The 22,590-nt window shown below is 72.6% G+C and carries 20 protein-coding genes and 1 riboswitch; of the genes, 10 read left to right on the top strand and 10 right to left on the bottom strand.

Translation table 11 applies throughout. The annotated features are described in order from the left end of the window. Positions 1-38: 38 nt before the first annotated feature. A complete protein-coding gene (locus B5Y66_RS06915; RefSeq protein WP_079572783.1) occupies positions 39-1,358 on the top strand; it encodes an alkaline phosphatase in 1,320 nt (439 codons plus the stop codon). A gap of 73 nt (positions 1,359-1,431) precedes the next feature. Here B5Y66_RS06915 and B5Y66_RS06910 read toward each other — a convergent pair whose 3' ends face one another. Continuing rightward, the gene (locus B5Y66_RS06910; RefSeq protein WP_079573274.1) at positions 1,432-2,253 is read right to left on the bottom strand and encodes an exodeoxyribonuclease III; all 822 of its coding nucleotides are present in this window, start codon (positions 2,251-2,253) and stop codon (positions 1,432-1,434) included. A 57-nt stretch (positions 2,254-2,310) separates the two neighbouring features. Then, positions 2,311-2,793 carry a VOC family protein gene (locus B5Y66_RS06905; RefSeq protein ID WP_079572781.1) on the bottom strand — a complete coding sequence of 161 codons (483 nt, stop codon included), beginning with the start codon at positions 2,791-2,793 and terminating at the stop codon, positions 2,311-2,313. Positions 2,794-2,919: 126 nt separating this feature from the next. Between B5Y66_RS06905 and wecB the strand changes: the two genes are divergently transcribed. Both wecB and B5Y66_RS06895 read left to right on the top strand, forming a co-directional pair. Then, entirely contained in the window at positions 2,920-4,299 is a 1,380-nt protein-coding gene (wecB, locus tag B5Y66_RS06900) for a non-hydrolyzing UDP-N-acetylglucosamine 2-epimerase (RefSeq protein ID WP_079572779.1), read from the top strand. Next, a complete protein-coding gene (locus B5Y66_RS06895) occupies positions 4,296-5,741 on the top strand; it encodes a glycosyltransferase family 2 protein (RefSeq protein ID WP_176168799.1) in 1,446 nt (481 codons plus the stop codon). Before wecB ends, B5Y66_RS06895 begins: the two co-directional genes overlap by 4 nt. A gap of 3 nt (positions 5,742-5,744) precedes the next feature. Here B5Y66_RS06895 and B5Y66_RS06890 read toward each other — a convergent pair whose 3' ends face one another. The 4 genes from B5Y66_RS06890 to B5Y66_RS06875 all read right to left on the bottom strand — a co-directional run bounded on the left by B5Y66_RS06890 (position 5,745) and on the right by B5Y66_RS06875 (position 10,389). Further along, positions 5,745-6,608, bottom strand: a complete 864-nt coding sequence (locus B5Y66_RS06890) for a PPK2 family polyphosphate kinase (RefSeq protein WP_079572775.1) — start codon at positions 6,606-6,608, stop codon at positions 5,745-5,747. 104 nt (positions 6,609-6,712) lie between these two features. Beyond that, positions 6,713-7,594 (bottom strand): bifunctional methylenetetrahydrofolate dehydrogenase/methenyltetrahydrofolate cyclohydrolase, encoded by an 882-nt coding sequence (locus B5Y66_RS06885; RefSeq protein WP_079572773.1) that lies wholly within the window; start codon positions 7,592-7,594, stop codon positions 6,713-6,715. Beyond that, positions 7,591-8,874, bottom strand: coding sequence for a serine hydroxymethyltransferase (gene glyA / locus B5Y66_RS06880; RefSeq protein ID WP_079572771.1), 1,284 nt, complete (start codon positions 8,872-8,874; stop codon positions 7,591-7,593). Before glyA ends, B5Y66_RS06885 begins: the two co-directional genes overlap by 4 nt. An 80-nt stretch (positions 8,875-8,954) precedes the next feature. Continuing rightward, positions 8,955-9,042, bottom strand: a riboswitch (ZMP/ZTP riboswitch). A gap of 3 nt (positions 9,043-9,045) precedes the next feature. Then, positions 9,046-10,389, bottom strand: coding sequence for a glycoside hydrolase family 27 protein (locus B5Y66_RS06875; RefSeq protein WP_079572769.1), 1,344 nt, complete (start codon positions 10,387-10,389; stop codon positions 9,046-9,048). A gap of 368 nt (positions 10,390-10,757) precedes the next feature. Here B5Y66_RS06875 and B5Y66_RS06870 point away from each other — a divergent pair, with 368 nt between their 5' ends. From B5Y66_RS06870 to B5Y66_RS06840, 7 genes are all read left to right on the top strand, one after another. Then, positions 10,758-12,122, top strand: a complete 1,365-nt coding sequence (locus B5Y66_RS06870) for an ABC transporter substrate-binding protein (RefSeq protein WP_079572767.1) — start codon at positions 10,758-10,760, stop codon at positions 12,120-12,122. 92 nt (positions 12,123-12,214) lie between these two features. Further along, a complete protein-coding gene (locus B5Y66_RS06865) occupies positions 12,215-13,183 on the top strand; it encodes a carbohydrate ABC transporter permease (protein ID WP_079572765.1) in 969 nt (322 codons plus the stop codon). 15 nt (positions 13,184-13,198) lie between these two features. Then, complete coding sequence (locus B5Y66_RS06860; protein WP_079572763.1) at positions 13,199-14,104, top strand: carbohydrate ABC transporter permease; 906 nt, start codon at positions 13,199-13,201, stop codon at positions 14,102-14,104. 1 nt (position 14,105) lies between these two features. Further along, on the top strand, positions 14,106-15,494 hold the full coding sequence (locus tag B5Y66_RS06855; protein ID WP_079572761.1) for an arabinan endo-1,5-alpha-L-arabinosidase: 1,389 nt from the start codon (positions 14,106-14,108) through the stop codon (positions 15,492-15,494). Continuing rightward, positions 15,491-16,204: a DUF624 domain-containing protein gene (locus B5Y66_RS06850; RefSeq protein ID WP_079572759.1), complete on the top strand. Its 714-nt coding sequence runs from the start codon at positions 15,491-15,493 to the stop codon at positions 16,202-16,204. The genes B5Y66_RS06855 and B5Y66_RS06850 overlap by 4 nt, the downstream gene beginning before the upstream one ends. A 55-nt stretch (positions 16,205-16,259) precedes the next feature. After that, on the top strand, positions 16,260-16,886 hold the full coding sequence (locus B5Y66_RS06845) for an ArsR/SmtB family transcription factor (protein WP_079572757.1): 627 nt from the start codon (positions 16,260-16,262) through the stop codon (positions 16,884-16,886). Beyond that, on the top strand, positions 16,883-18,160 hold the full coding sequence (locus B5Y66_RS06840; protein ID WP_079572755.1) for an MFS transporter: 1,278 nt from the start codon (positions 16,883-16,885) through the stop codon (positions 18,158-18,160). The genes B5Y66_RS06845 and B5Y66_RS06840 overlap by 4 nt, the downstream gene beginning before the upstream one ends. Here B5Y66_RS06840 and B5Y66_RS06835 read toward each other — a convergent pair. The 4 genes from B5Y66_RS06835 to B5Y66_RS06820 all read right to left on the bottom strand — a co-directional run bounded on the left by B5Y66_RS06835 (position 18,144) and on the right by B5Y66_RS06820 (position 22,584). Then, the gene (locus B5Y66_RS06835; RefSeq protein WP_079572753.1) at positions 18,144-19,232 is read right to left on the bottom strand and encodes a LacI family DNA-binding transcriptional regulator; all 1,089 of its coding nucleotides are present in this window, start codon (positions 19,230-19,232) and stop codon (positions 18,144-18,146) included. The two genes, B5Y66_RS06840 and B5Y66_RS06835, sit on opposite strands and share 17 nt — an antisense overlap. A 79-nt stretch (positions 19,233-19,311) precedes the next feature. Further along, positions 19,312-20,226, bottom strand: a complete 915-nt coding sequence (locus B5Y66_RS06830; protein WP_079572751.1) for a carbohydrate ABC transporter permease — start codon at positions 20,224-20,226, stop codon at positions 19,312-19,314. After that, the gene (locus tag B5Y66_RS06825; RefSeq protein ID WP_079572749.1) at positions 20,226-21,179 is read right to left on the bottom strand and encodes a carbohydrate ABC transporter permease; all 954 of its coding nucleotides are present in this window, start codon (positions 21,177-21,179) and stop codon (positions 20,226-20,228) included. The genes B5Y66_RS06830 and B5Y66_RS06825 overlap by 1 nt, the downstream gene beginning before the upstream one ends. A gap of 55 nt (positions 21,180-21,234) precedes the next feature. Further along, the gene (locus tag B5Y66_RS06820; protein ID WP_079572747.1) at positions 21,235-22,584 is read right to left on the bottom strand and encodes an ABC transporter substrate-binding protein; all 1,350 of its coding nucleotides are present in this window, start codon (positions 22,582-22,584) and stop codon (positions 21,235-21,237) included. Positions 22,585-22,590 lie beyond the last annotated feature (6 nt).

The raw sequence follows: 22,590 nt of genomic DNA, 5'->3' as shown, positions 1-22,590 counted from the left end.
GCACGAGCGTCGCCGTCCCGATCGTTCGAGGAGGAGCGATGGCAGCACGCACCACGATCCGCCGCGCCGGCACGGCGGCACTCACCGCACTGGTCGCCGCGGGTGCGGCGGTCGGCGCGACGGCCACCGGCGGAGACGACCGGCCCGCGAGCACGGCCGACGCCCGGGGGCACGGCGGCGACCGCGACGGGCGGCACGGCAAGGACCGGGCCCGCAACGTCATCGTGCTCCAGGGCGACGGCATGGGGCTGGCCGCACGCGAGCTGATCCGGCTCGCGACCGTGGGCAAGGACGGCCACCTGGTCATGGACTCCCTGGACGAGGCCGGCTGGACCGCGACCGACTCCGCCGACCCCGAGGACGCGGTGACGGACTCGGCCGCCGGGGCGACCGCCTTCGCCACCGGGGTCCGCACGTTCAACGGCGCCGTCGGCGTCGACGCGGACGGCAACCCCGTGCCGACGCTGCTCGAGGACGCGCGGCGCGCGGGCAAGGCCACCGGCCTCGTCTCGACGGCGCAGGTCACCGACGCCAGCCCGGCCGCGTTCGGCGCGCACGTCACCGACCGGTACGACCAGAGCGAGATCGCGCGGCAGTACCTGGAGGAGTCCCGGCCCGACGTGCTGCTGGGCGGTGGCGAGGACTTCTGGTACCCGGAGGGCGAGCCGGGCGCCTGGCCCGACAACCCCGCGGAGGACCCCGAGGAGCAGAGCAAGGGCACGGAGGGCAACCTCGTCGAGCGCGCCCAGGAGCTCGGGTACACCTACGTGAGCGACGCCGAGGGCCTCGCCGACGCGGACGGCCGGCGGCTGCTCGGCCTGTTCGCGAACGAGGAGATGTTCCAGCAGGCGAACGAGGGCGAGGGGGACGTCTACTCCCCCGAGGTGCCGCTGGTCGACATGGCGGCCAAGGCGCTGGAGGTGCTCCAGCGCGACCGCGACGGGTTCTTCCTCTTCCTCGAGGAGGAGGCGATCGACGAGTTCGCCCATCGGAGCAACGCCACGCGCACGATCGAGGCGGGCCGGTCGCTCGACGAGACCGTCGCGCTCGCGCTCGACTTCCAGAAGAAGCACCGCGACACGCTGGTGCTCGTCGTCGGCGACCACGCCACGGGCGGGCTCGCGATCGAGAACGTCGACCCCGAGGACGAGTCGGGCGAGGGCGCCACGGCCGAGGACGGCCCGTTCCCCGTCCCGGGCACCGACCTCGAGTTCACCGTCGACTGGACCACGGGCGGACACACCGGCGAGGCGACACCGATCACGGCGCAGGGGCCGGGAGCCGAGCGGCTGTCCGGGCCGCAGCTCAACACCGACGTCCACGACGCCGTGCAGCGCGCGATGTTCCCCCGGAGGTAGTCCGTCGGTCGAGCCTGTCGAGACCCCGACCGTGGTCTCGACGGGCTCGACCGTCGGCGCCGGGCCTCGGAGGTCAGAGGTCGTAGGTGGCGACCACGGCGGCGTGGTCGGACCAGCGCTCCTCGTAGGTGGGGGCGCGGTCGACCTCCACCTTGACGGCCCGGGCGGCGAGGGCCGGGTTGGCGAGCTGGTAGTCGATGCGCCAGCCGCGGTCGTTGACGTACGACTGCCCGCGCCACGACCACCACGTGTACGGCCCCGGCCCGTCCCCGCCGTGCGCGCGGCCGAGGTCGGCCCAGCCGAGCTCGCCGAGCCAGCGGTCGACGTACGCCCTCTCCTGCGGCAGGAAGCCTGCGTTCTTGAGGTTGCCCTTCCAGTTCGCGATGTCGGCGTTGCGGTGGGCGATGTTGAGGTCGCCGGCCACCACCGCGGGGTGCTCGGCGGCGGCGAGCTCGGCGAGCCGGGCGGTGACCTTGTCGAGGTGCGCGTACTTGGCGGCCATCGTGTGCTCCTGCCCCGGGGCGTTGGAGCCCGAGTGCAGGTACGCCGAGACGGCGGTGAGCAGCCCGCCGCCGGGCAGCTCGACGTCTGCCTCCACCCAACGGCCGGTGTCCACGGGCGGCTCGGACCCGCCGTCCGGGCCGTGGGGTGCCAGGCCCGCGCGCACGGCGTGCAGGGGCAGCCGCGACGCGACGGCGACGCCGGCGCGCCCCTTGATCTCGCTGGGCAGATGCGCCACGTGCCAGCCCTCGAGGTACTCGTGCACCAGCTCGTCGGGAGCCCGCACCTCCTGCAGCAGCAGCACGTCGGGCGCGCGGGCGGCGATCCAGGCGGGCATGTTGCGGCGGAAGGCGGCACGGATGCCGTTGACGTTGGCGGTGGCGACGGTCAGCACGCCCGACATCCCATCACAGGACGCCGACACCTCCCGCGGGCGCCGGCGTCGGGTGCGTCACTCCCCGCGGTAGGCGGCCTCCAGAGCGGCGACGTCGATCTTGCCCATCTGCAGCATCGCGTTCATGGTGCGCAGGTTCGCCTCGGTGGTGTAGTCGCCCGACAGCTCCTCCAGCTGCTTCGGGATCACCTGCCACGAGATGCCGAACCGGTCCTTGCACCACCCGCAGGGCCCGGGCTCCCCGCCGTCGGAGGTGAGCACCTCCCAGTAGCGGTCCACCTCCTCCTGCGAGTCGACGCGGAGGTAGAAGCTGAAGGCCTCGTTCAGCTGGAACTCCGGGCCGGCGTTCAGCCCGGTCACAGGAAGCCCCGCTACCGTGAACTCGACGACGAACGGTTCGCCGGCCTCGGCCCCCGGCACCCCCTCGGGCGACGTGAGCACCGACTCCACCGACGACCCCGGGATGTGTTCCGCGTAGAAGGCCGCCGCCTCGTGCGCGCGGTTGTTGCCGAACCACAGGTGCGTGCGTGCGGTCACCATGGCCGCCCTCCCTCCGACGGGCACCGTCCCTCGCGGCCGGTGCGCCCTCCTTCCGACCGGGCGACGAACCGTAAGTCATCGGTGCGGGTGCGCCGCACCCGCCGCTCGCTCGACGAAGGTAGAGACATGCCGCTTCCTGTCAGCCCCGAGATCCTGGTCGTGCTGGGCACCCGCCCGGAGGCGATCAAGCTGTTCCCCCTGATCCAGCGCCTGCAGGAGCATCCCCGGCTACGGCCCGTCGTCGTCACGACCGGGCAGCACAAAGAGCTCGTCGACTACGTGCTGCAGGAGACCGGGTGCGAGGTCGCCGGCGACCTCGGCGTCGGCCGGCCAGGGCTCACGCTGAACCAGCTCTCGTCGTCGGTGATCGCCCGCCTCGACGAGTTCGTCACCGGGCGGTACGGGCCGCCGCCGGAGCACATCAGCGGCCGGGTCCGCGAGGACCACTACCCGGCCGCCTGCGTCGTGCACGGCGACACCTCGAGCGCCGCGGCGGCCGCCGTCGCCGCCTTCCACCTGCGCATCCCCGTCGTGCACGTGGAGGCGGGCCTGCGGACCGGCACGACGCTGTCCCCGTTCCCGGAGGAGCTCAACCGCCAGCTCATCGGCCGCATCGCCTCCTTCCACGCGGCCCCGACGCGCAGCAACGTGCAGAACCTCGTGCGCGAGGGCGTCGAGATCGGCCGCACCTTCGTCACCGGGAACACCGGCATCGACGCGCTGCAGTGGGCAGCGGCCCGGCAGGTGCCGTACGGGCGGCCGGAGCTCGCGTGGCTCGAGGAGGACACGACGTCGCGGGTCGTGACCGTCACCGCGCACCGCCGGGAGAACTGGGGCGGCGGCATCAGCAACATCATGTCGGCCGTGCACCGCCTCGCGGACGCGTACCCGGACGTGCGGTTCGTGGTCCCGGTGCACGCCAACCCCCGGGTGGCGGACGCGGTGCGGGAAGGCCTGAAGGACGTGCCCGGTGTGGTGCTCACCGACCCGATGGAGTACCAGACGTTCGCGCGGCTGCTGGCCCGCTCGTACCTCGTCGTGACCGACTCCGGTGGCATCCAGGAGGAGGCCCCCACCTTCGGCGTGCCCGTGCTCGTGGCACGGACGACGACGGAGCGCACGGAGGGCGTCGAGGCCGGCACGCTCGAGCTGGTGGGGACCGACCCGGACCGGATCGTCGCCGCGGCGAGCCGCGTCCTCGACGACCCCGCGGCGCACGCGGCGTTCTCCCGGCAGGCCAACCCCTACGGCGACGGCCACGCCGCGGAGCGCATCGTCGCCGCCGCGGAGCACCTGGTGTTCAACACCCCGGTGCCGCACATGTCGGGCCTGAGCTTCGTGCGCTCCCAGGTGCTGGAATGGGCGGGTTTCGAGCGCACCGACAGCATCGAGGGCCCGGTGTTCATCCGCGAGCCCGTGCCCGTGGACCACGTGGCGCAGGACGTCGAGGACGTCGTCATCAAGTCGAAGTCGGCCGCCGACCCGTACGCGCAGGGGACCGTGTGACCGGCGTCGCGACCCTCGCGGGCACGACGGCCGTCGCCAGCACCGCGAGCTCGGCCGCCGCCACCGCGCCCTGGTGGGACCCCTACCGCGGCATGCCGCCGGCAGTGCAGGTGCTCATGTGGTTCCTGCTCGTCCTGACGCTGATCACGGTGCTGGTGATCCTGCTGCTGGTGGTGCGCGCGTGGTTCGAGCGCCGCCGCCAGCGCCGGGACGTCGAGGCGGCGCACGAGGGCGACTACCTGTGGGTCTTCGTCGTCCCCGCGCTGAACGAGGAGGTGACGATCGCCGACAGCGTGAGCCGCCTCGTCGCTGTCGAGGCGACGCACAAGGCGATCGTCGTCATCGACGACGGGTCGGACGACGGCACGCCCGAGGTGCTCGCCCGCCTGCGCGCCCAGGTGCCCGAGCTCAAGGTGCTGCGTCGTGAGCTCCCGAACGCCCGGGTGGGCAAGTCCGCCGGCCTCGACGACGCCTGGGAGTTCATCCACGACGAGGTCCTCGCCGGCCCGTACGCCGACTGGCCGACGACGCGCGTCGTCGTGGGCGTCGTGGACGCCGACGGACGGATCCCGCCGGACGCGCCGCGGGCGCTTGCCGGCACCTTCTCCGACGAGCGGGTGGGCGGTGTGCAGGCGCTGGTGCGCATCTACAACCGCCGGCACTACCTCACCTGGGGCCAGGACGTCGAGTTCGGGGTGATGGCGTACGTCTACCAGCTGGGCCGCTCCGCCTGGGGCACGGCGAACATGGGCGGCAACGGCCAGTACGTGCGGCTCGCGGCGCTGGACGACGTCGTCGTCACCGAGAAGCTGCCGCCGGGTGTCGCGCGCGGCCCGTGGCGCGACCGCCTCACCGAGGACCAGGACATCGGCGTGCGGCTGATCCGCGCCGGCTGGCGCGGCCGGCAGACGGTGCTGACCAGCGTGGACCAGCAGGGGGTGACCCGGCTGCGGCGACTGTTCAAGCAGCGGGTGCGCTGGGCGCAGGGCAACTGGCAGTCGTTCTCGCTGCTGCGGGGCGCGCTGCGCACGCCGGTGTCGGTGGGGGCACGGCTCGACCACGTCGCCTACCTGCTCATGCCCCTGCTGCAGCTGCTCATGGGTCTCGGCCTGGTGCTGTCGCTGGCGTTCTGGCTGTTCGGCGATGTGCCGTTCTACTCCGGCTGGTGGCCGTCGCTGGTGTTCTTCGCGACGCTCACGCTGGTGCCGGGCTTCCTCACGCTCCTCATGACGTCGGAGCCCGGCCGGCACCCGCTCCTGCGCGCCGTGTTCGGGCTGATCCCGTACATGCTCTACACGTGGCTGCTCTGGCCCGTCGTCACGGTGGCGCTGGTCCGGGAGCTGGCGGGCCGGCGCAGCTGGACCAAGACCGACCGCGAGCCGCTGGACGCGAACCTGCCCGACGATGTCGAGCCGGTGGCCGGGCAGGCCTCGACGGGCTGACCGTCACGACGCCGCGAGGCGCGCCTTCTCGTGCTCGACGTCGAACGTCGCGGCCGGCCACTGCGGGTCGATGCCCTCCAGGGCGTCCAGCAGCAGCGCCTGGACCGCCAGGCGCGCGTACCACTTGGCGTTCGCCGGGATCACGTGCCAGGGCGCACGGTCGGTGGACGTGCGCTCGAAGACGGTCTGGAACGCCTCCATGTACCGCGGCCACAGCAGCCGCTCGTCGACGTCGCCCGGGTTGTACTTCCAGTGCTTGTCGGGACGCTCGAGGCGCTCGCCGAGCCGCGCCTTCTGCTCCTCGGGCGAGATGTGCAGCATCACCTTGACGATCCGCACGCCGCGCGCCACGAGGCGCTCCTCGAAGTCGTTGATCGCGCCGTAGCGCCGCTCGATCTCCTCGGGCGGCGCGAGCTCGCGCACCTTCCCGATGAGCACGTCCTCGTAGTGGGAGCGGTCGAAGACGCCGATGTAGCCCGCGCCGGGCACCTCCTTCTCGACCCGCCACAGGAAGTCGTGCTCGAGCTCCTCGGGCGTCGGCTTCTTGAACGCCACCAGGTGGATGCCCTGCGGGTCCGTGGCCCCGATGACGTGCCGCACGATGCCGCCCTTGCCCGCGGAGTCCATGGCCTGCAGCACCAGCAGCACGGCGGGCGCGGACGGGTCCTCACGGCTCTGGGCGTACAGCCGTTCCTGCAGCTCGTCGAGCTCCTGCTCGCCGGCGAGCAGATCGGCCGCGCCGTCCTTCTTCTTCCTGCCGTACCCCGGCTTGGCGTCCGGGTCGACGTCCGCGAGGCGGAACCCCGCTCCCACCCTCAGCAGCTCGCCCGGCTCGCCCGACCACCCACGCTGGCTCTTCGCGATCATGGGCCGATCATTGCCGAGATAGAGCGCGTGTCGTGCCGAGATAGAGCGCGTGTCGCTCTATCTCGGCACGACACGCGGTCTCACTCGGCGTGCGGCGGGGTCGGTCAGCCTGCTTGGCGCTCCGCGGTGTCCACGACGTTGGCCAGCAGCATGGCGCGCGTCATCGGCCCGACGCCGCCGGGGTTGGGCGAGTACCAGGACGCGACCTCCCGGGCGGCGGGGTCGATGTCGCCCACCACACGCGACTTCCCCGTCTCCGGGTCGGTCTCCCGCGAGACGCCGACGTCGACGAGGACGGCGCCCGGCTTGACCATGTCGGCCGTGACGATGCCCTTGACACCTGCGGCCGCCACCACGACGTCGGCCCGCTTCACGAGGGCCGGCAGGTCGGTGGTGCCCGTGTGCGTGAGCGTCACCGTGGCGTTGACGGCGCGGCGCGTGAGCAGCAGGCCGATCGAGCGGCCCACGGTCACGCCGCGGCCCACGACCACGACCTCCTTGCCCTTCAGGTCGACGTCGTGGCGCAGCAGCAGGTCGATGATGCCCCGCGGCGTGCACGGCAGCGGGGACGTGACCTCCTCGTTGACGCGCAGCACGAGCCGGCCGAGATTGGTCGGGTGCAGGCCGTCGGCGTCCTTGTCCGGGTCGACGAGCTCGAGCACCCGGTTGGTGTCGATGCCCTGGGGCAGCGGGAGCTGGACGATGAAGCCCGTGCACGCCGGGTCCTCGTTGAGGCGCCGGACCGCCGCCTCGATCTCCTCCTGCGTGGCGGTGGCGGGCAGGTCCTCGCGGATGGACTCGATGCCCACCTCCGCGCAGTCGCGGTGCTTGCCGGCCACGTACCACTGCGATCCCGGGTCCTCGCCGACGAGGAGCGTGCCGAGGCCCGGCACGACGCCGCGCTCGCGCAGCGCGTCGACGCGCTCGCGCAGCTCCGCCTTGATCGTCGCCGCGGTGGCCTTGCCGTCCAGGACCTGCGCCGTCACTGCTGCAGCCCGGGGTAGAGCGGGAAGTCGGCGGTGAGCTTCGCGACGCGGGCCGCGAGGCCGTCGACGTCGGCCGCGGCACCGTCGCGCAGGGCGACGGCGATGATGTCGGCGACCTCCGTGAACTCGGCGTCGCCGAATCCGCGGGTGGCGAGCGCCGGCGTGCCGATGCGCAGGCCGGAGGTGACGCGGGGCGGACGCGGGTCGAACGGCACGGCGTTGCGGTTCACGGTGATGCCGGCGTCGTGCAGGAGGTCCTCCGCCTGCTGGCCGTCGAGCGCCGAGTTCCGCAGGTCCACGAGCACCAGGTGCACGTCGGTGCCGCCGGTGAGGACTGACACGCCCTGCTCGGCGACGTCGGCCTGGGACAGGCGCTCGGCGATGATCTGCGCGCCGCGCAGCGTGCGCTCCTGGCGCTCCGTGAACGTGTCCGTGCCCGCGATCTTGAACGCCACGGCCTTGGCGGCGATGACGTGCATGAGCGGGCCGCCCTGCTGCCCCGGGAACACGGCCGAGTTGATCTTCTTGGCGTGCTCCTCCTTGCTCAGGATGAAGCCGGAGCGCGGGCCGCCGATGGTCTTGTGCACCGTGGAGGACACGACGTCGGCGTGCGGCACAGGGCTCGGGTGCAGGCCCGCGGCCACGAGGCCGGCGAAGTGCGCCATGTCGACCCAGAGCTTGGCGCCGACCTCGTCCGCGATCTCGCGGAACGCGGCGAAGTCGAGGTGGCGCGGGTAGGCGGACCAGCCGGCGATGATGACGTCCGGGCGGTGCTCGAGGGCGCGCTTGCGCACCTCGTCCATCTCGATGCGGTACGACTGCGGGTCGACGCCGTAGGCGCCGACGTCGTAGAGCTTTCCGGAGAAGTTGATCTTCATGCCGTGCGTGAGGTGGCCGCCGTGGGCCAGCTCGAGGCCGAGGATCTTGTCGCCGGCGTTGATGAGGGCGTGCAGCACGGCGGCGTTGGCCTGGGCGCCGGAGTGGGGCTGCACGTTGGCTGCCTCGGCGCCGAACAGGTCCTTGGCGCGGGCGATCGCGAGGTTCTCCGCGATGTCGACCTGCTCGCAGCCGCCGTAGTACCGGCGGCCGGGGTAGCCCTCGGCGTACTTGTTGGTCAGGACGGAGCCCTGGGCCTGCAGCACGGCGCGCGGGACGAAGTTCTCGCTCGCGATCATCTCGAGGGTGTCGCGCTGGCGGGCCAGCTCCCCGTCGAGGACGGCCGCGATCTCGGGGTCGAGCTCGGCCAGGGGCGCGTTGAACGTGGGATCGGGAGTGCTCATGCGGCGTTCTCCTGCTGTGTCGGACGGCGGTCGGACGTGCCGGGCGTCGAGAGGCCTCAGCCCGGCGAGGTGTCGGACGACGACCGGGCCCAGGCGAACGACCCGTCGTCAGCACAGCGCGTCGCTCCCCGGTGGTGATCCACCTGTACGCCAGTCGCGACCCTCGCGATCCTAGCCGATCCGTCCGCCCCGGTCCCCTGCCGACCACGACGTCGGTCCGTCGAGGCGCAGGAGGCGCACGCCGTGCGCCGGGACCTCGACGTCGAGCACGGTGTCGCCGCCGGTCGCGGCGTCCGCGGGCAGCAGGCGCACGTGCTCGCCGGTCCACACGTCGACGACGGCGGCCGGGCACCCGGGCAGCCCCGCGGAGGCGGCCCGCACGCGGACCCGGCGGGCCTCGGCCGCGGTGCTGAAGACACCGACCCAGCGTGCGGAGGCGTCGTCGGTGGCGGCGCCCCAGACGACGGTCTCGGCGCCCGGCTCCCCCTCGCGCAGCAGCTCACGGCCGCCGGCCGACCGGTGCGCGACCTCGAGCACGCCGGGGTGGGCCAGGTCCGCGACGGTGGCGGCGTCGGAGGTGGGCAGGTCGCCGCCGACGAACAGCGGCGAGCGGGCGAGGCACCACAGGCTGAGCATGGCGCGGCGCTCGTCGGTGGTGAGCAGCGAGTGCCGCGGCTCACCGCGCTCGGCGCGCACCCCGATGCGCCCGAGGGGCAGCATGTCGGCGTCGGCCCAGCCCGCGGGCCCGGAGTGCGGGGCCCAGCGGGCCATGCGCCCGAGCTGCGCCTCGACGTCGGGCCAGCGGTCCCACAGGTCGTCGGAGACGCGCCACATGTCGGCGTGCTCGCGCAGGTGCTCGAGGTGGGCGAGCGACAGCTCGGTGCCGGGCGACAGGGAGACGACGACGCGCCGCCCGTGCCGCAGCTCGGCACGCCGGACGGCGAGCGACAGCGCCTCGACCGCGTCCCGATGATAGGGCGCGAGCATGTCGTCGACCTTGAGGAAGTCGACGCCCCAGCCGACGACGTGGTCGACCATCGCATCGAGCCACGGCTGCGCGCCGGGGTGGTCGTGCCGCAGGCCGTAGCAGTCGGAGTTCCAGGCGCAGGTGCTGGTGGTGTCGGCGATCTCGCCCGTGCGGTACGGCGTGCCGGGCACGGGCAGGTCGGCCTCCACCGCGCGACGCGCGATGCCGCGCATGAGGTGGATGCCGAACCGTAGGCCGAGGTCGTGCACGGCGGCGGCGAGCGGGGCGAACCCGTGACCGCCCACGGAGGACGGGAAGCGCGCGGGCACCGGCTGCAGGAAGCCCTGGTCGTCGAACAGCACGGGGGCGGCGTCGTTGTAGCCGCCGGGGCGGGCGGTCGGCTCGTACCACTGGATGTCGACGACGACGGTGTCCCAGCCGGCGGCGGCCAGCGCGCCACCGTCGTGGTCGGCCAGGAAGCGCGCGTTGGCCAGCACCTCGTCCTCGGTGACCGTGGTGCCGTAGCTGTCCCACGAGTTCCAACCCATCGGAGGGCGGGACGCCGCGGCCCGCGGGTCCACTCGGCGGCTTTCCTGGCGCGGCATCGCTCCCCCTCGTCGCACGCGTCGGAGCGTGCGGATACATCGTTGTAGGGCCGCCATCCTGCCGGGCGGCGCGACCCCGGGTCAACCGCGCACGCCGTCCGGGCCGCTCGAGCAGCGGCCCGACCGACGACACCTCCCCGAGCCCGCTGCCGCACCCGACTCTTCATCGATGCAACTCCGTGACCTGGGCCACTTGACCGCGACCTGCGACGCGTGTCACATTGGGCGCCGTCGATGGCTCTTCATCGATGTAAACCGTTCCGGGGCGACGCCGCCCCGGCCACGGCCCGGATCTCCGAGAGGACCCCGTGATGAGGAAGTCACGCCTGATCGCCGGCATCGCCACCGCCCTGGTGGCCGCCAGCACGCTCGCCGCCTGCGGCTCCGGCGGCGGGAGCGGCGCCGACGACGACACGCTCACGTTCATGTTCCGCGGCGGAGACGACGAGAAGAAGGCGTACCAGGAGGCCATCGACCGCTTCACCGAGGACACGGGCGTGAAGGTCAAGATGATCGTCACCTCCGCGGACCAGTACGCCCAGAAGCTCCAGGCCGCCGTCGCCGGCAACAAGGTCCCCGACGTCTTCTACATCGAGCAGGCCAGCCTGCAGTCGTACGTCGGCTCCGGCGTCCTCATGGACATCACGGACCAGGTCGCCGAGCAGGGCGTCGACCTCGACAACATCTGGCCCTACGGCGTCGACTCCTACCGTTTCGACGGCACGACCCAGGGCACCCCCGACGGCAAGCTCTACGGCCTGCCCAAGGACATCGGGCCCTTCGCCTTCGGCTACAACGCGGACATGCTGAAGGAGGCCGGCGTCGACCGGCCCGACCCGGACGAGCCCCTCACCTGGGACGAGTGGCTCGACATCTGCAAGAAGCTCACCCAGGACACCGACGGCGACGGCGAGACGGACCGGTGGGGCACCGGCCTCAACGTCCAGTGGAACTCGCAGGCCTTCGTGTGGAGCAACGGCGGCGACTGGACCAACGAGGACCACACGCAGGTCACCGTCGACACCCCCGAGTTCGCCGAGGCGATCCAGTTCATCGCCGACCTCACCGCGGAGGGCGTCACCCCGAACCCCGAGCAGGCACAGACGCTCGACACCTACCAGCGCTTCATGGCCGGGGAGATCGGCTTCTTCCCCGTCGGCCCCTGGGACATGAGCGCCTACAACGACCTCGACTTCGAGTACGACCTCATGCCCTGGCCCGTCGGCAAGACCGGCGAGCCCGCCACCTGGGTCGGATCGCTCGGCATCGGCGTCTCGAACACCACGGACGCGCCCGAGGACGCCGTGAAGCTGGCGACGTACCTCTCCACGGACGAGGCGGCGCAGCAGACCCTCGTCGACGCCAACGTCCAGATCCCCAACCGGATCGACACCGCCAAGGAATGGGCCGGCGAGGTCGAGAAGGACGACTCGCTCGAGCCGAAGAACCGCCAGGAGTTCCTCGACATCGCCGAGGACTACGGGCGCGAGATGCCGGCGTCGTTCACCTACGGCGCCGAGTGGTACGACGAGCTCTGGGTCGGCATCCAGCCGGTGATCGACGGCAAGCAGAAGGCCGCCGACTACCTGGCCGAGGTGCAGCCGCGGATGCAGGAGCTGCTCGACCAGTCGATCGCGCAGGCCGAGCAGGCCGCCGCGGCCGGCTCCGCCCCCTGACGCCCGACCACGACGCCCCCTCGCGGCGCGGCCGGCCCGCCCCGGGCCGCCGCGCCGCGCTCCCCGCACGTTCCTGGACGAAGGAGTCTGCGATGACGTCCACCGCCACGCCGGCCACGGCCGACACCCGCCCCCCGGCGCCGGACCCCGCCCCCGCACCGCCCCGACGCGGCGGGACCTCGCGGCTCCACCGCACCGAGAAGAGGTGGGCGCTGCTCTTCGTCGCGGCGCCCGTGCTCGGCTACCTGCTCTTCATCCTCTACCCCACCGGGTTCGCCCTGTACGCGTCGCTGACCCGGTGGAACGGCCTCGGCCCGATGCAGTTCATCGGGCTCGACAACTACGTCGCCCTGCTGGGTGACGAGCGCTTCCGCCAGACGCTGTTCAACACGTTCTTCTACATGATCGGCATCCCGATCGGGCTCGCGATCTCGCTCGCGCTCGCCGTCATGATGAACCGCAAGATCTTCGGACGCGCCGCGTTCCGCGCCATCTACTACGTCCCCGTCATCTCGTCCATCGCCGCGATCGCGATCCTGTGGCAGTGGGCGTACAACGGCGACTTCGGCCTGGTGAACCAGTTCCTCGCGATCTTCGGGATCGAGGGCCCGAACTGGCTGGCCGACCCCGCCTGGGCCAAGCCCGCGATCATCATGATGGCGGTCTGGAAGGGGCTCGGGTACTCGATGCTGCTGTACCTGGCCGCGATCCAGTCCGTGCCGCGCTCCCTCTACGAGGCGGCCGAGCTCGACGGCGCCGGCGGCTGGCAGAAGTTCCGCTCGATCACGCTGCCGATGGTGCAGCCGGTGACGTTCTTCCTCATCGTCACGCAGGTCATCGGCGGCGCCATGATCTTCATCGAGATCCAGATCATGACGCCCACCGGCGGGCCGGAGTACTCCACGGCGTCCGTCGTCTACCACATCTGGCTCCAGGCGTTCCGGTACCAGCAGATGGGCTACGCCACCGCGATGTCGGTGGTGCTGGGGCTCCTCATCCTCGTCATCACGCTCATCCAGTTCCGGCTGAACCGGCGCAACGCCGGCTTCGTCGTCGACTGAGGCCAGGGAGACACCATGACCACCACGACGCTCGGCAGCACGACCGGCACCCCGTCCTCCGCACCGACGGGCGCGCGCCTCGGCCGCACGGCACGCTCGCGCCTCACCGACACGATCGTGTGGATCGTCCTCGCGGCGGGCGCGGTCTTCATGATCGCCCCGCTGGTGTGGATGCTCTCCACGTCCCTGAAGACGAAGCTCGAGGTCTTCGCCCTGCCCCCGGTGTGGATCCCGGAGGTGCCCCAGTGGGACACGTACGTCCGCATGTGGACGGACTCCTACGTCCTCGACGGCATCACGAACAGCCTGATCGTGTCGCTCAGCGTCACGGTGATCGGGACGTTCACGTGCTCGCTCGCGGCGTTCGCCCTCGCCAAGATGCGGATGCCGTTCAAGAACGCCATCTTCATCGGCCTGCTCACCGGCATCATGATCCCGTTCCCGACGATCATGATCCCGCAGTTCGTGATGTTCTCGAAGATCGGCTGGGTGGACACGCTGTGGCCGCTCATCGTCCCGGCCATCTTCGGCAACATCGTGATGATCTTCTTCCTGCGGCAGTACCTGTCGAGCGTGCCCGACTCCCTCGTCGAGGCCGCGAAGATCGACGGCGCCTCCTACTGGCAGATCTTCTGGCGCATGATCATGCCGATCATCCGCCCGGCCGTCGCCGCCCAGTTCATCCTGTGGTTCATGGCGGTCTGGAACGACTACCTGGCGCCGATCCTCTACCTGAACACGCCGGAGCGGCAGACGCTGCAGGTGGTCATCGCCAACATGAACGTGCAGTACGCGACCCAGCGCGACTACCCGCTGATCATGGCCGCGTCGGTCGTCGCCGTGCTGCCCATCCTCGTGGTCTTCCTCGTCTTCCAGCGGCAGATCATCGAGTCCGTCGCCCTCACCGGCACGAAGGGCTGACATGACCGGCACGACGACCGAACCCTCCGCGCCCGCGCCCGACACCTCGGCCTGGGGAGGGCGCCACGTGCACGACCCGACCGCGGTGCGGGACGACGACGGCGTCTACTGGCTCTTCTCGACCGACGCGCGCTCCGACGGGCCGGTGCGCGGGGGCGTGCAGGTACGCCGCTCGAGCGACCTCGTGACCTGGGACTACCACGGGTGGGCGCTGCCCGGCGTGCCGGCGCCCGCGGCCGCGTGGTCCGGCGCCGAAGGGCTGTGGGCGCCCGAGGTCGTGCACGTCGGGCCGACGGGCGGCACGGGCGGCACGTGGCGGATGTACTACTCCGCTTCGACGTTCGGCTCCCGCCGCTCCGCGATCGGGCTGGCCGACGCTCCGCACCCGGGCGGGCCGTGGACCGACCGCGGCATCGTCGTCGCGAGCGAGCACGTCGACCCGCCCGCGGGGCTCGGCCACCCGAACGCGATCGACGCCAACGTGGTGACCGAGCCAGACGGCACGCAGTGGCTCGTGTACGGGTCGTTCTTCGGTGGCATCCACGCGCTCCCGCTCGACGCCGGCACGGGGCTCGTGGCGGAGGGCCTCACGCCCGCCCCGGGCCGGCTGCACGCCGCTCCCGGTCGCCTCCTGGCACGCCGGGCGCGGACGGCCGACGGCGCGGTCGAGGGGGCGTTCGTCCTCCCGCGGCCCGGCGGCGGCTGGGCGCTGCTCGTCTCGTACGACTCGCTCGGGGGCAGCTATCACCTCCGGTCGGCCGTCGGCGACGCCGTCACCGGGCCCTACCGCGACCGCGCCGGGCGCCTCATGACCGACGTCGATGCCGACCCCTGGGCTGTCGGGGTGCCCGTGCTGTCCGGGCACCGCCTCGCCGGCGGGCCCGGGATCCTCGCGCCCGGCCACGCGTCGGTGCTCACCGAGCGGGTGCCCGCCGCGGCACCGGACGCGGGCGCGCACGTGCGCCAGCTCCTGGTGCACCACGTGCGCGACGCCGACGCCCCCACCGAGCACCGCCTCCAGCTGCGGCGCCTCGTGTGGACGCACGACGGCTGGCCCCTGGTCTCCCCGCAGCCGTGGGCCGGCCCGGGCCGGGAGGTGGACGACGAGTCCCGGTGGCCCGACGACCCCGCCGTCCTCGACGGCGCGTGGGAGCGCCTCACGCCCGGCGCCGACCCGACGCACGTGCAGGACGGCGCGGTCGGGCCCCTGGAGGCTCGCGCGCTGGTGCGCCCTCTGGGCGGCGGGCGGTTCGCCTGGACGGCCTCCGACGGCGCGGCCGTGGCCGCCGTCGTGCATCCGGCCTGGGACGCCGTGCGCGACCGCGCCACCGTGTGCCTCGAGACGCTCGACGACACGGGCCGCGTCACCCTCGCGACGAGGCTCCCGTGACGGCGCCCGTCCGACCCGACCCCGCCGCCGCCACCGCCACCGCCACCGCCGAAGGCAACGTGCGCACCGCCGTCGCCGAGGCGGAGGTGCCCGGCTGGGCGGGCGGCGTCATGCTCGCGCTGCGCTGGGCGACCCTCCTCGTCGAGGTGTCCGTCATGGTGGCGCTGGGCACCCTGGCCGGGGGCGTGCTGCTCGGCCTGGGCCCGGCCCTGCGGGCCGGCGGCGTCGTGACCGCGAGGATGACCGCGGAGCCCACGCCCTGGCGCACGTTCTGGCGCAGCTGGCGCGACGGTTTCGGACGCACCACCGCGCTCTTCGCGCCCGTCTGGCTCGTCGCCGCCCTGCTGTGGTTCGACGGTGTCGCACTGGGCCTGCTCGACGGCCCGGCGCGCGCGTTCCTGCAGGGCGGCCTGCTCGTCGTCGGCGCGTGGGGCCTCGTCGTCCTCGCCTTCTGGCCGGCAGTCGCGACGCGCTACTCGCGCGGGCCGGCGGAGACGTGGCGGTTCCTGCTGCTGCTCCCGCTGCTGGGCCCGGCGACGTCGGTCGCCGTGCTCGTCGTGGCCGCCGCCACGCTCGCCGCCGCCTGGGCGCTGCCCCTGCTCGCCGTCCTCGTCGGCCCTGGCTTCTGGCTGTGGGCCACCGGCCTGCTGGCCGCCGACCGGCTCGGCCGCATCGACGCGCAGGTCGCGGAGGACAGCCCGGTCCACTGAGGGCCAATCCACAAGATCTCTTGTACAACACTCCTTGTGGGTCTACGGTGGCGGCATGACACCGTTGCCGACCGGACCCGCGCCCGAACCCGCCCCCGCGGGCGGCGACCCCTCGCCGGCCCCCGCCCGCACCGTCACCGAGGCCAAGGCACTCGCCGCGCTGGCTCACCCGTACCGCGCGCGCCTCATGGACGCCCTCAAGGTCGACGGGCCGTCCACCGCCTCCGAGCTCGCCCGCCGCACCGGTCAGGCCGTCGGCAGCGCCAGCCACCACCTCAAGGTGCTGCACGACGCCGGCCTGGTGGCAGAGGCGCCCGAGCTCGCCCGCGACCGCCGCGAGCGCTGGTGGCGCCTCGTCGCGCCGCGGCTGCGCTGGTCGCGCCACGAGTTCGCTGAGGACACCGCGGCCGTCGCGGCGGCCCAGGCGGCCGAGGCGCTGCACCTGCAGCGCCAGTTCGACCGCGTCCGCGCGTGGCAGGCGAACGCCGAGTCCGCGCCCGAGTGGGACCGCTCCGCGTTCGCCACCGAGACGTGGCTGCACCTGACTCCCGCCGAGCTCGCCGAGCTCGGCGAGGAGATCACCGCCGTCCTGGTGCGATGGGCGCAACGCCCGCGCCCGGACGACGGCGGCGAGCGCGAGCCCGTGCTCGTCTTCGGCCGCGGGTTCCCCGCGCAGCCATGACCGCCGCCACGGGAGCGGGCACCGACGTCGACGGCGTCGCGCTCGCCCGCAACGCGAGCTTCCGGCGGCTCTGGCTCGGCGAGGGCGTCAGCGTGCTGGGCAACGCGACCACCTCGGTGCTGCTCCCGCTCGTCGCGGTGCTCGAGCTCGACGCCGGCGCCATCGTCGTGGGCGTCCTCACCGCGGCGGCGTGGCTGCCGTGGCTCGTCGTCGGCCTGCCGGCGGGTGCGTGGGTCGACCGGCTCCCCGCCCGCCGGGTCATGATCGTGGCGGACCTCGTCGCCGCGGCGGCCATCGGGAGCGTGCCCGTCGCCACGGCCCTCGACGCGCTGACGCTGCCGCACCTGGTCGGCGCGGCACTGGCCGCGGGCGTCACCTCGGTCTTCTTCCGCACCGCGTACGCGGTGCTGCTGCCCCAGGTCGTGCCGGGGCCGCAGCTCGAGGCCGCCAACGCCCGCCTGCTCGGCACCGAGTCCGCCATGCAGGTCGCCGGACCGGGCCTCGGAGGCGTGATGGCACAGGCGCTCGGTGCGGCCCTCGGCCTGGTCCTCGACGCCGTGAGCTTCGTCGTCTCGGCCGTCTGCCTCTGGCGGGTGCGGACCACGAGCGCGCCGGAGCGCCCGCCCGCCGCCCCGCTGCGGGTGCGCATCCGCGAGGGCGTCGCGTTCGTCGCCTCGGACCGGTACCTGCGCTGGTTCGTCGTCGTGGGCGGCATCTCCAACTTCGGGCTCACGGGCTACGGCGCCCTGCTGGTGCTCTTCCTCGTGGACACCGTCGGCCTCGGCCCGTCCGCCCTCGGCGTGGTGATGACCGTCGGAGCGTGCGGCGGCCTGCTCGGCGCCACCGTGGCGACGTGGCTCAGCGGACGCCTCGGCAGTGCTCGCGCGACCATGCTGCTCATCGCCGCGGGCGGCCCGCCCGCGCTCCTCGTGGGCCTCGGGGGCGACGGCGGCCGGGTCGCGTGGACCGTCGCCGGGCTCTTCCTCGTCGGGCTCGCGGTGGTGGCCGGGAACGTGCTGCGCGGGGCGTGGCGGCAGCGCTACGTGCCGCAGCCGCTCATGGGTCGCGTCGTCACGACGAGCCAGTTCGTCAACTTCGGCACCATGCCGCTGGCGGCCCTGGCCGCCGGGGCGCTCGGCGAGCTGGTGGGCGTGCGCGAGACCATGCTGCTCATGGCGGCGGTGCACTGCCTCGCCTGCCTGAGCGCCCTGCGGAGCCCGTTGCGCGGGATGCGCGACATGCCCGGGCCGCGGGTCCTCACGCCGTCGCGCTGACCGGCGCCTCGATCTCCTCGTTGCCCCCGGGCTGCATGGCGACCACCGTCTCGCTGCCCTCCGTCGCGTCCCCCGTGGACTCGCGGCCCACCACGCGCGAGTCCGGGATCACCCGGCGGAACGGCCGCTCGTCGCCGTCGGCGATGCGCTCGACGAGCAGGTCCACCGCCGTGCGGGCGATCTGCTCGCGCCCCGGGTCCACGGAGCTGATGGTCGGCACGGAGTAGCGCACGTCGTCCACGTCGTCGAAGCCGATCAGCGCGACGTCGCCCGGCACGTCGATCCGGCGCGCGTGCAGCGCGTGCAGCGCGCCGAGCGCCATGGCGTCGTTGAGGGCGAAGACGGCGTCGATCTCGACGCCCGAGTCGAGCAGGCGGCCCATGGCCTCGGAACCGGTGGAGCGGTGCCACAGCCCGGCCTCGCCGACGAGCGTCGGGTCGTACGGCAGCCCGGCGGCCCGGAGGCCCTGGCGGTAGCCCTCGGTGCGCAGCGCCGCCGAGCCGACCAGCTCGCCCTCGTGCGCGCCGACGACGGCGATGCGCCGCCGGCCCAGGGACGCGAGGTGCAGGGTGGCCGCGCGGGCGGCGGCGACGTTGTTCATCGTCACGTGGTCGGCGGGGGCGTCGAAGACGCGTTCGCCCAGCACCACGAGCGGGAAGTCCACCGCGAACAGCCCGACGTCGTCCTGACCGAGCGCCAGGGGCGAGAAGATCACGCCGTCCGTGAGGTGCCGTCGGCGGCCGTCCAGCAGCTCGATCTCGCGCTCGCGCACCGAACCGGTCTGCTCGATGAGCACGGTGAGGCCCTGCTCCTCGGCCGAGCGGATCACGGAGTCCGCGAGCTCGGCGAAGTACGGCAGGCGCAGCTCCGGCACGGCGAGCGTGATCATGTCCGTGCGCTGCGTGCGCAGGTTCCGGGCCGTCGTGTTGAGGCGGTAGCCGAGGTGCTCGATCGCGTCCTCGACGCGCTCGCGCGTCTCGGGCCGGATGTGCGGGTACCCGTTGACGACGTTCGAGACGGTCTTGATCGACACGCCCGCCCGCTGAGCCACGTCGTGCATGGTCACGCGCATGCCGCTCACCTCCCCGTTCGCCCCCCACAGCGTAGGGCACCGGCCGTACGGGACGGCCCTCGGCGCCCGGCGGCGGCGGTCACTTGATCGACCCGAGGGACAGGCCGCCCTGCCAGTACTTCTGCAGGCCGAGGAACGCCACGATCAGCGGCAGGATCGACACCAGCGCCCCGGTGGTGATGAGGTTCCACACCTGCTCGCCGCCCGCGCCCGCGTTCGACAGCGCCTGCCACTGGTTGATGCCCACGGTGACGGGCAGCAGCTGCGGGTCGCGCAGCACCGCCAGCGGCAGGAAGAAGTTGTTCCACGTCGCGACGGTCGTGAGCAGCAGCACGGTGACGAAGGCCGGCCGCAGCAGCGGCAGCGCGACGCGGAAGAACAGGCGCAGCTCCCCCGCGCCGTCGACCCGCCCGGCGTCGAGCATCTCGTCCGGGATGGCGTCGACCGCGTACACGCGCACGAGGTAGACGCCGATCGGGCTGAGCAGGGACGGCAGGATCACGGCCCACATCGTGTTGATCATGCCGAGCTGGCTGAGCAGGACGAACGTGGGGATGGTCAGCGCCGTCAGGGGCACCATCACGGAGCCGAGCAGCATGGAGAAGTAGAGGTTGCGCCCGCGGAACCGGTACTTGGCCAGGGCGTACCCCGCCAGGACGGCGAGCACCGTGGACCCGACGCCCCCGACGATCGCGTACACGAAGGAGTTGCGCATCCAGGTCCAGTAGATCCCGCCCTGGTACGTGAAGAGCTGCTGCACGTTGTCCCACAGCGCGAACTCGTCGTTGAACCACAGGGCGCCGCCGGAGCCGACGAACAGGCCGCTGTTCGTCTTCGTCGACCCGACCACCAGCCACCACAGCGGCACGATGAAGTACAGCACCGCGAGGAGCAGGAACAGGTGGGACCCGATCCGCCGCGGCCCGCCGGCACGCCTGCCCGCCCGGCGCCCCGCCGCGTGCGGAGAGGTCTGCTGCGTCGTCGCCGTCGTCATCACTTCAGTCCGCTCTGCTTGCGAGTGGCGTACAGGAAGATGTACGACCCGATGAACACGAGGATCCCCAGCGCGAACGCGATCGTGGAGGCGTAGTTGAACTGGCTGTAGGAGAACGCCATCGAGTACGCGTACATGTTCGGGGTGTAGGTCGTGGGGATCGCGCCCTGCGCGACCGACCGCAGCACCGTCGGCTCGGTGAAGAACTGCAGGGTGCCGATGAGGGCGAACACCACGATCATCACCATCGACGACGCGATCATCGGGATCTTGATCCGGAACGCGATCTGCCGGTCGCCGGCGCCGTCGAGGCGCGCGGCCTCGTACACCGACGGGTCGATGGCCCGCAGCGCCGCGTAGACGATGATCATGTAATAGCCCACCCACTGCCAGGTCACGATGTTGACCAGGGAGCCGAAGATCAGGTCCCGGCTGAGGAAGTCCGGGGCGTCCAGCCCGAAGAACCCGAAGATGTCGTTCGCGGGGCCGAACCGCGGGCTGTACAGGAAGCCCCACATGAGCGCGCCGATGACGGCCGGGATCGCGTAGGGCACGAAGACCAGCAGCCGCGAGGCCTTCGACAGCCGGGTGGCCAGCGTGTCGAGCACCAGCGCGATCGCGACGGCGAGGCCGATCTGCACCGGCACCATCACCAGCACGAACTTGCCCACGCGCGCCATGCCGGACAGGAAGTCCGCGTCGGTGAACACGCGCACGTAGTTCGCGACGCCGGTGAAGACGCTCTCGCCGCCGGTGGCGATGCCCTTGGTGTGCAGGCTGAGCCAGAAGGCGTATGCCAGCGGCACCAGCAGGAACAGCACGAACACCACGGTGAAGGGGGCGAGGAAGAGCCACCCCCACCACTGCCGCTTCGTGTCCAGCAGGCTCGGCCCGCCGCGCCGGCGCCCGGGCCGGGCGGGCGCCGCGGCCCGCTCCGTCGTCGTCGAGGTCATCGGGTGCTCCCGTGTCGTGAATCGGATCGGGACTCTGCTTGTCGTCGGATGCTCGTCACCGGACCGTGAAGCCCTGCTGCTCGGCGTACCGCACCAGGCTGTCCTGGACGGTCGCCAGAGCGTCGGCGGCGGTCGCGGGCCCCTCGACCATGTCGTAGAGGGCCATGGTCTGGCGGTCGTACGCGTACACCTGGAACGGGCTGAAGGTGAAGCCCGGGTACTGCGCGGCGGCGTCGAGGAACACGTCGCGGTTCACCTGCTGCCCGCCGAAGAACGGGTAGCGGCGGTCGGTGAACCAGTCCGCGTCGAGCGCGAGGTTCCACAGCGGGAACAGGCCGGCGTCCTCGACGCCGATCTTCCACGTCTCCTCGTCGTCGAACAGCTCCATGGCGACGGTCGCGGCCGCCTCCGGGTCCTTCGCCTGCGACGTGACGGCGAGGGCCGAGCCGCCCTGGTTCACCTGCACCGGTTCCGCCGGGTCCCACTGGGGCAGCGGCGCAGCCTTCCACGCGGCGCCGGAGTCGGCGTCGGACAGGCCCTCGAGGTAACCGGGGCCCCAGGCAGCAGCGATGTAGACGGCGTAGGTGCCGTCCACCAGGGACGTGTTGTAGTCGCTGGTGAACGCGTCGTCGCTGGACACGAGGCCGCGGTCGATGAGGTCCTCCCAGTAGGAGAGCACCTGGCGCGCCTCGGGGGTGTCGACGTCGATGCCGATCTGGTCGCGCTCGGCGGGGTCGTAGTCGAACGGCGCCCAGCCGGCCTGCGCGAACAGCGCGTAGTTGAACGCGCCGCCGTTGGTCGCGTAGTTGGTGATGTAGCCGTCGTAGCCGGCGTCGCGCAGGTCCTGCGCGGCCCGGGCGAACTCGTCCCAGGTGGTCGGCGGCTCGACGCCGTACTTCTCGAAGATGTCGGCCCGGTACAGCATGCCCACGGGGCCGCCGTCCACGGGGATCGCGTGCACCGCGTCGCCGCTCGACACGTCCGACCAGGCGCCGGCGGGGAACTGGTCCTCGAGCTCGTCGGCGCCGTACGGCGCGAGGTCGGTCAGCCCGTCCAGGATCGTGTACGTCGGCAGGATCTCGGACTCGAGCTGGATGACGTCGGGCGCCCCGGTGCCCGCCTCGAGGGCGGTGGAGAACTTGCCGTACTCGTCGGCGCCCTGACCCGCGTTGGTCCAGCAGATCTGGACGTCGTCGTGCTGGGCGTTGAACGTGTCCACGATCTGCTCGACGGCGGGGTACCAGGCCCACAGCGTGACGCGGGTGGCGTCCGGCACCTTGATCTCGTTGGTGCAGCTGGTGTTGTCCGCCGGGGCCCCGTCGCCGCCCGGCGCGCACGCCGCGAGCGACAGGCCCGCCAGCCCGGCGGCCGATGCCGCCACGGCTCGTCGCAAGCCTCTGCGCATGCCGAT

Source organism: Krasilnikoviella flava, assembly GCF_900167525.1.
In the GTDB taxonomy this organism is placed as follows: Bacteria; Actinomycetota; Actinomycetes; order Actinomycetales; family Cellulomonadaceae; genus Isoptericola; species Isoptericola flavus.
Note: the sequence above shows the minus strand (reverse complement) of the source record. Positions and strands in the feature narration are given on the sequence as shown.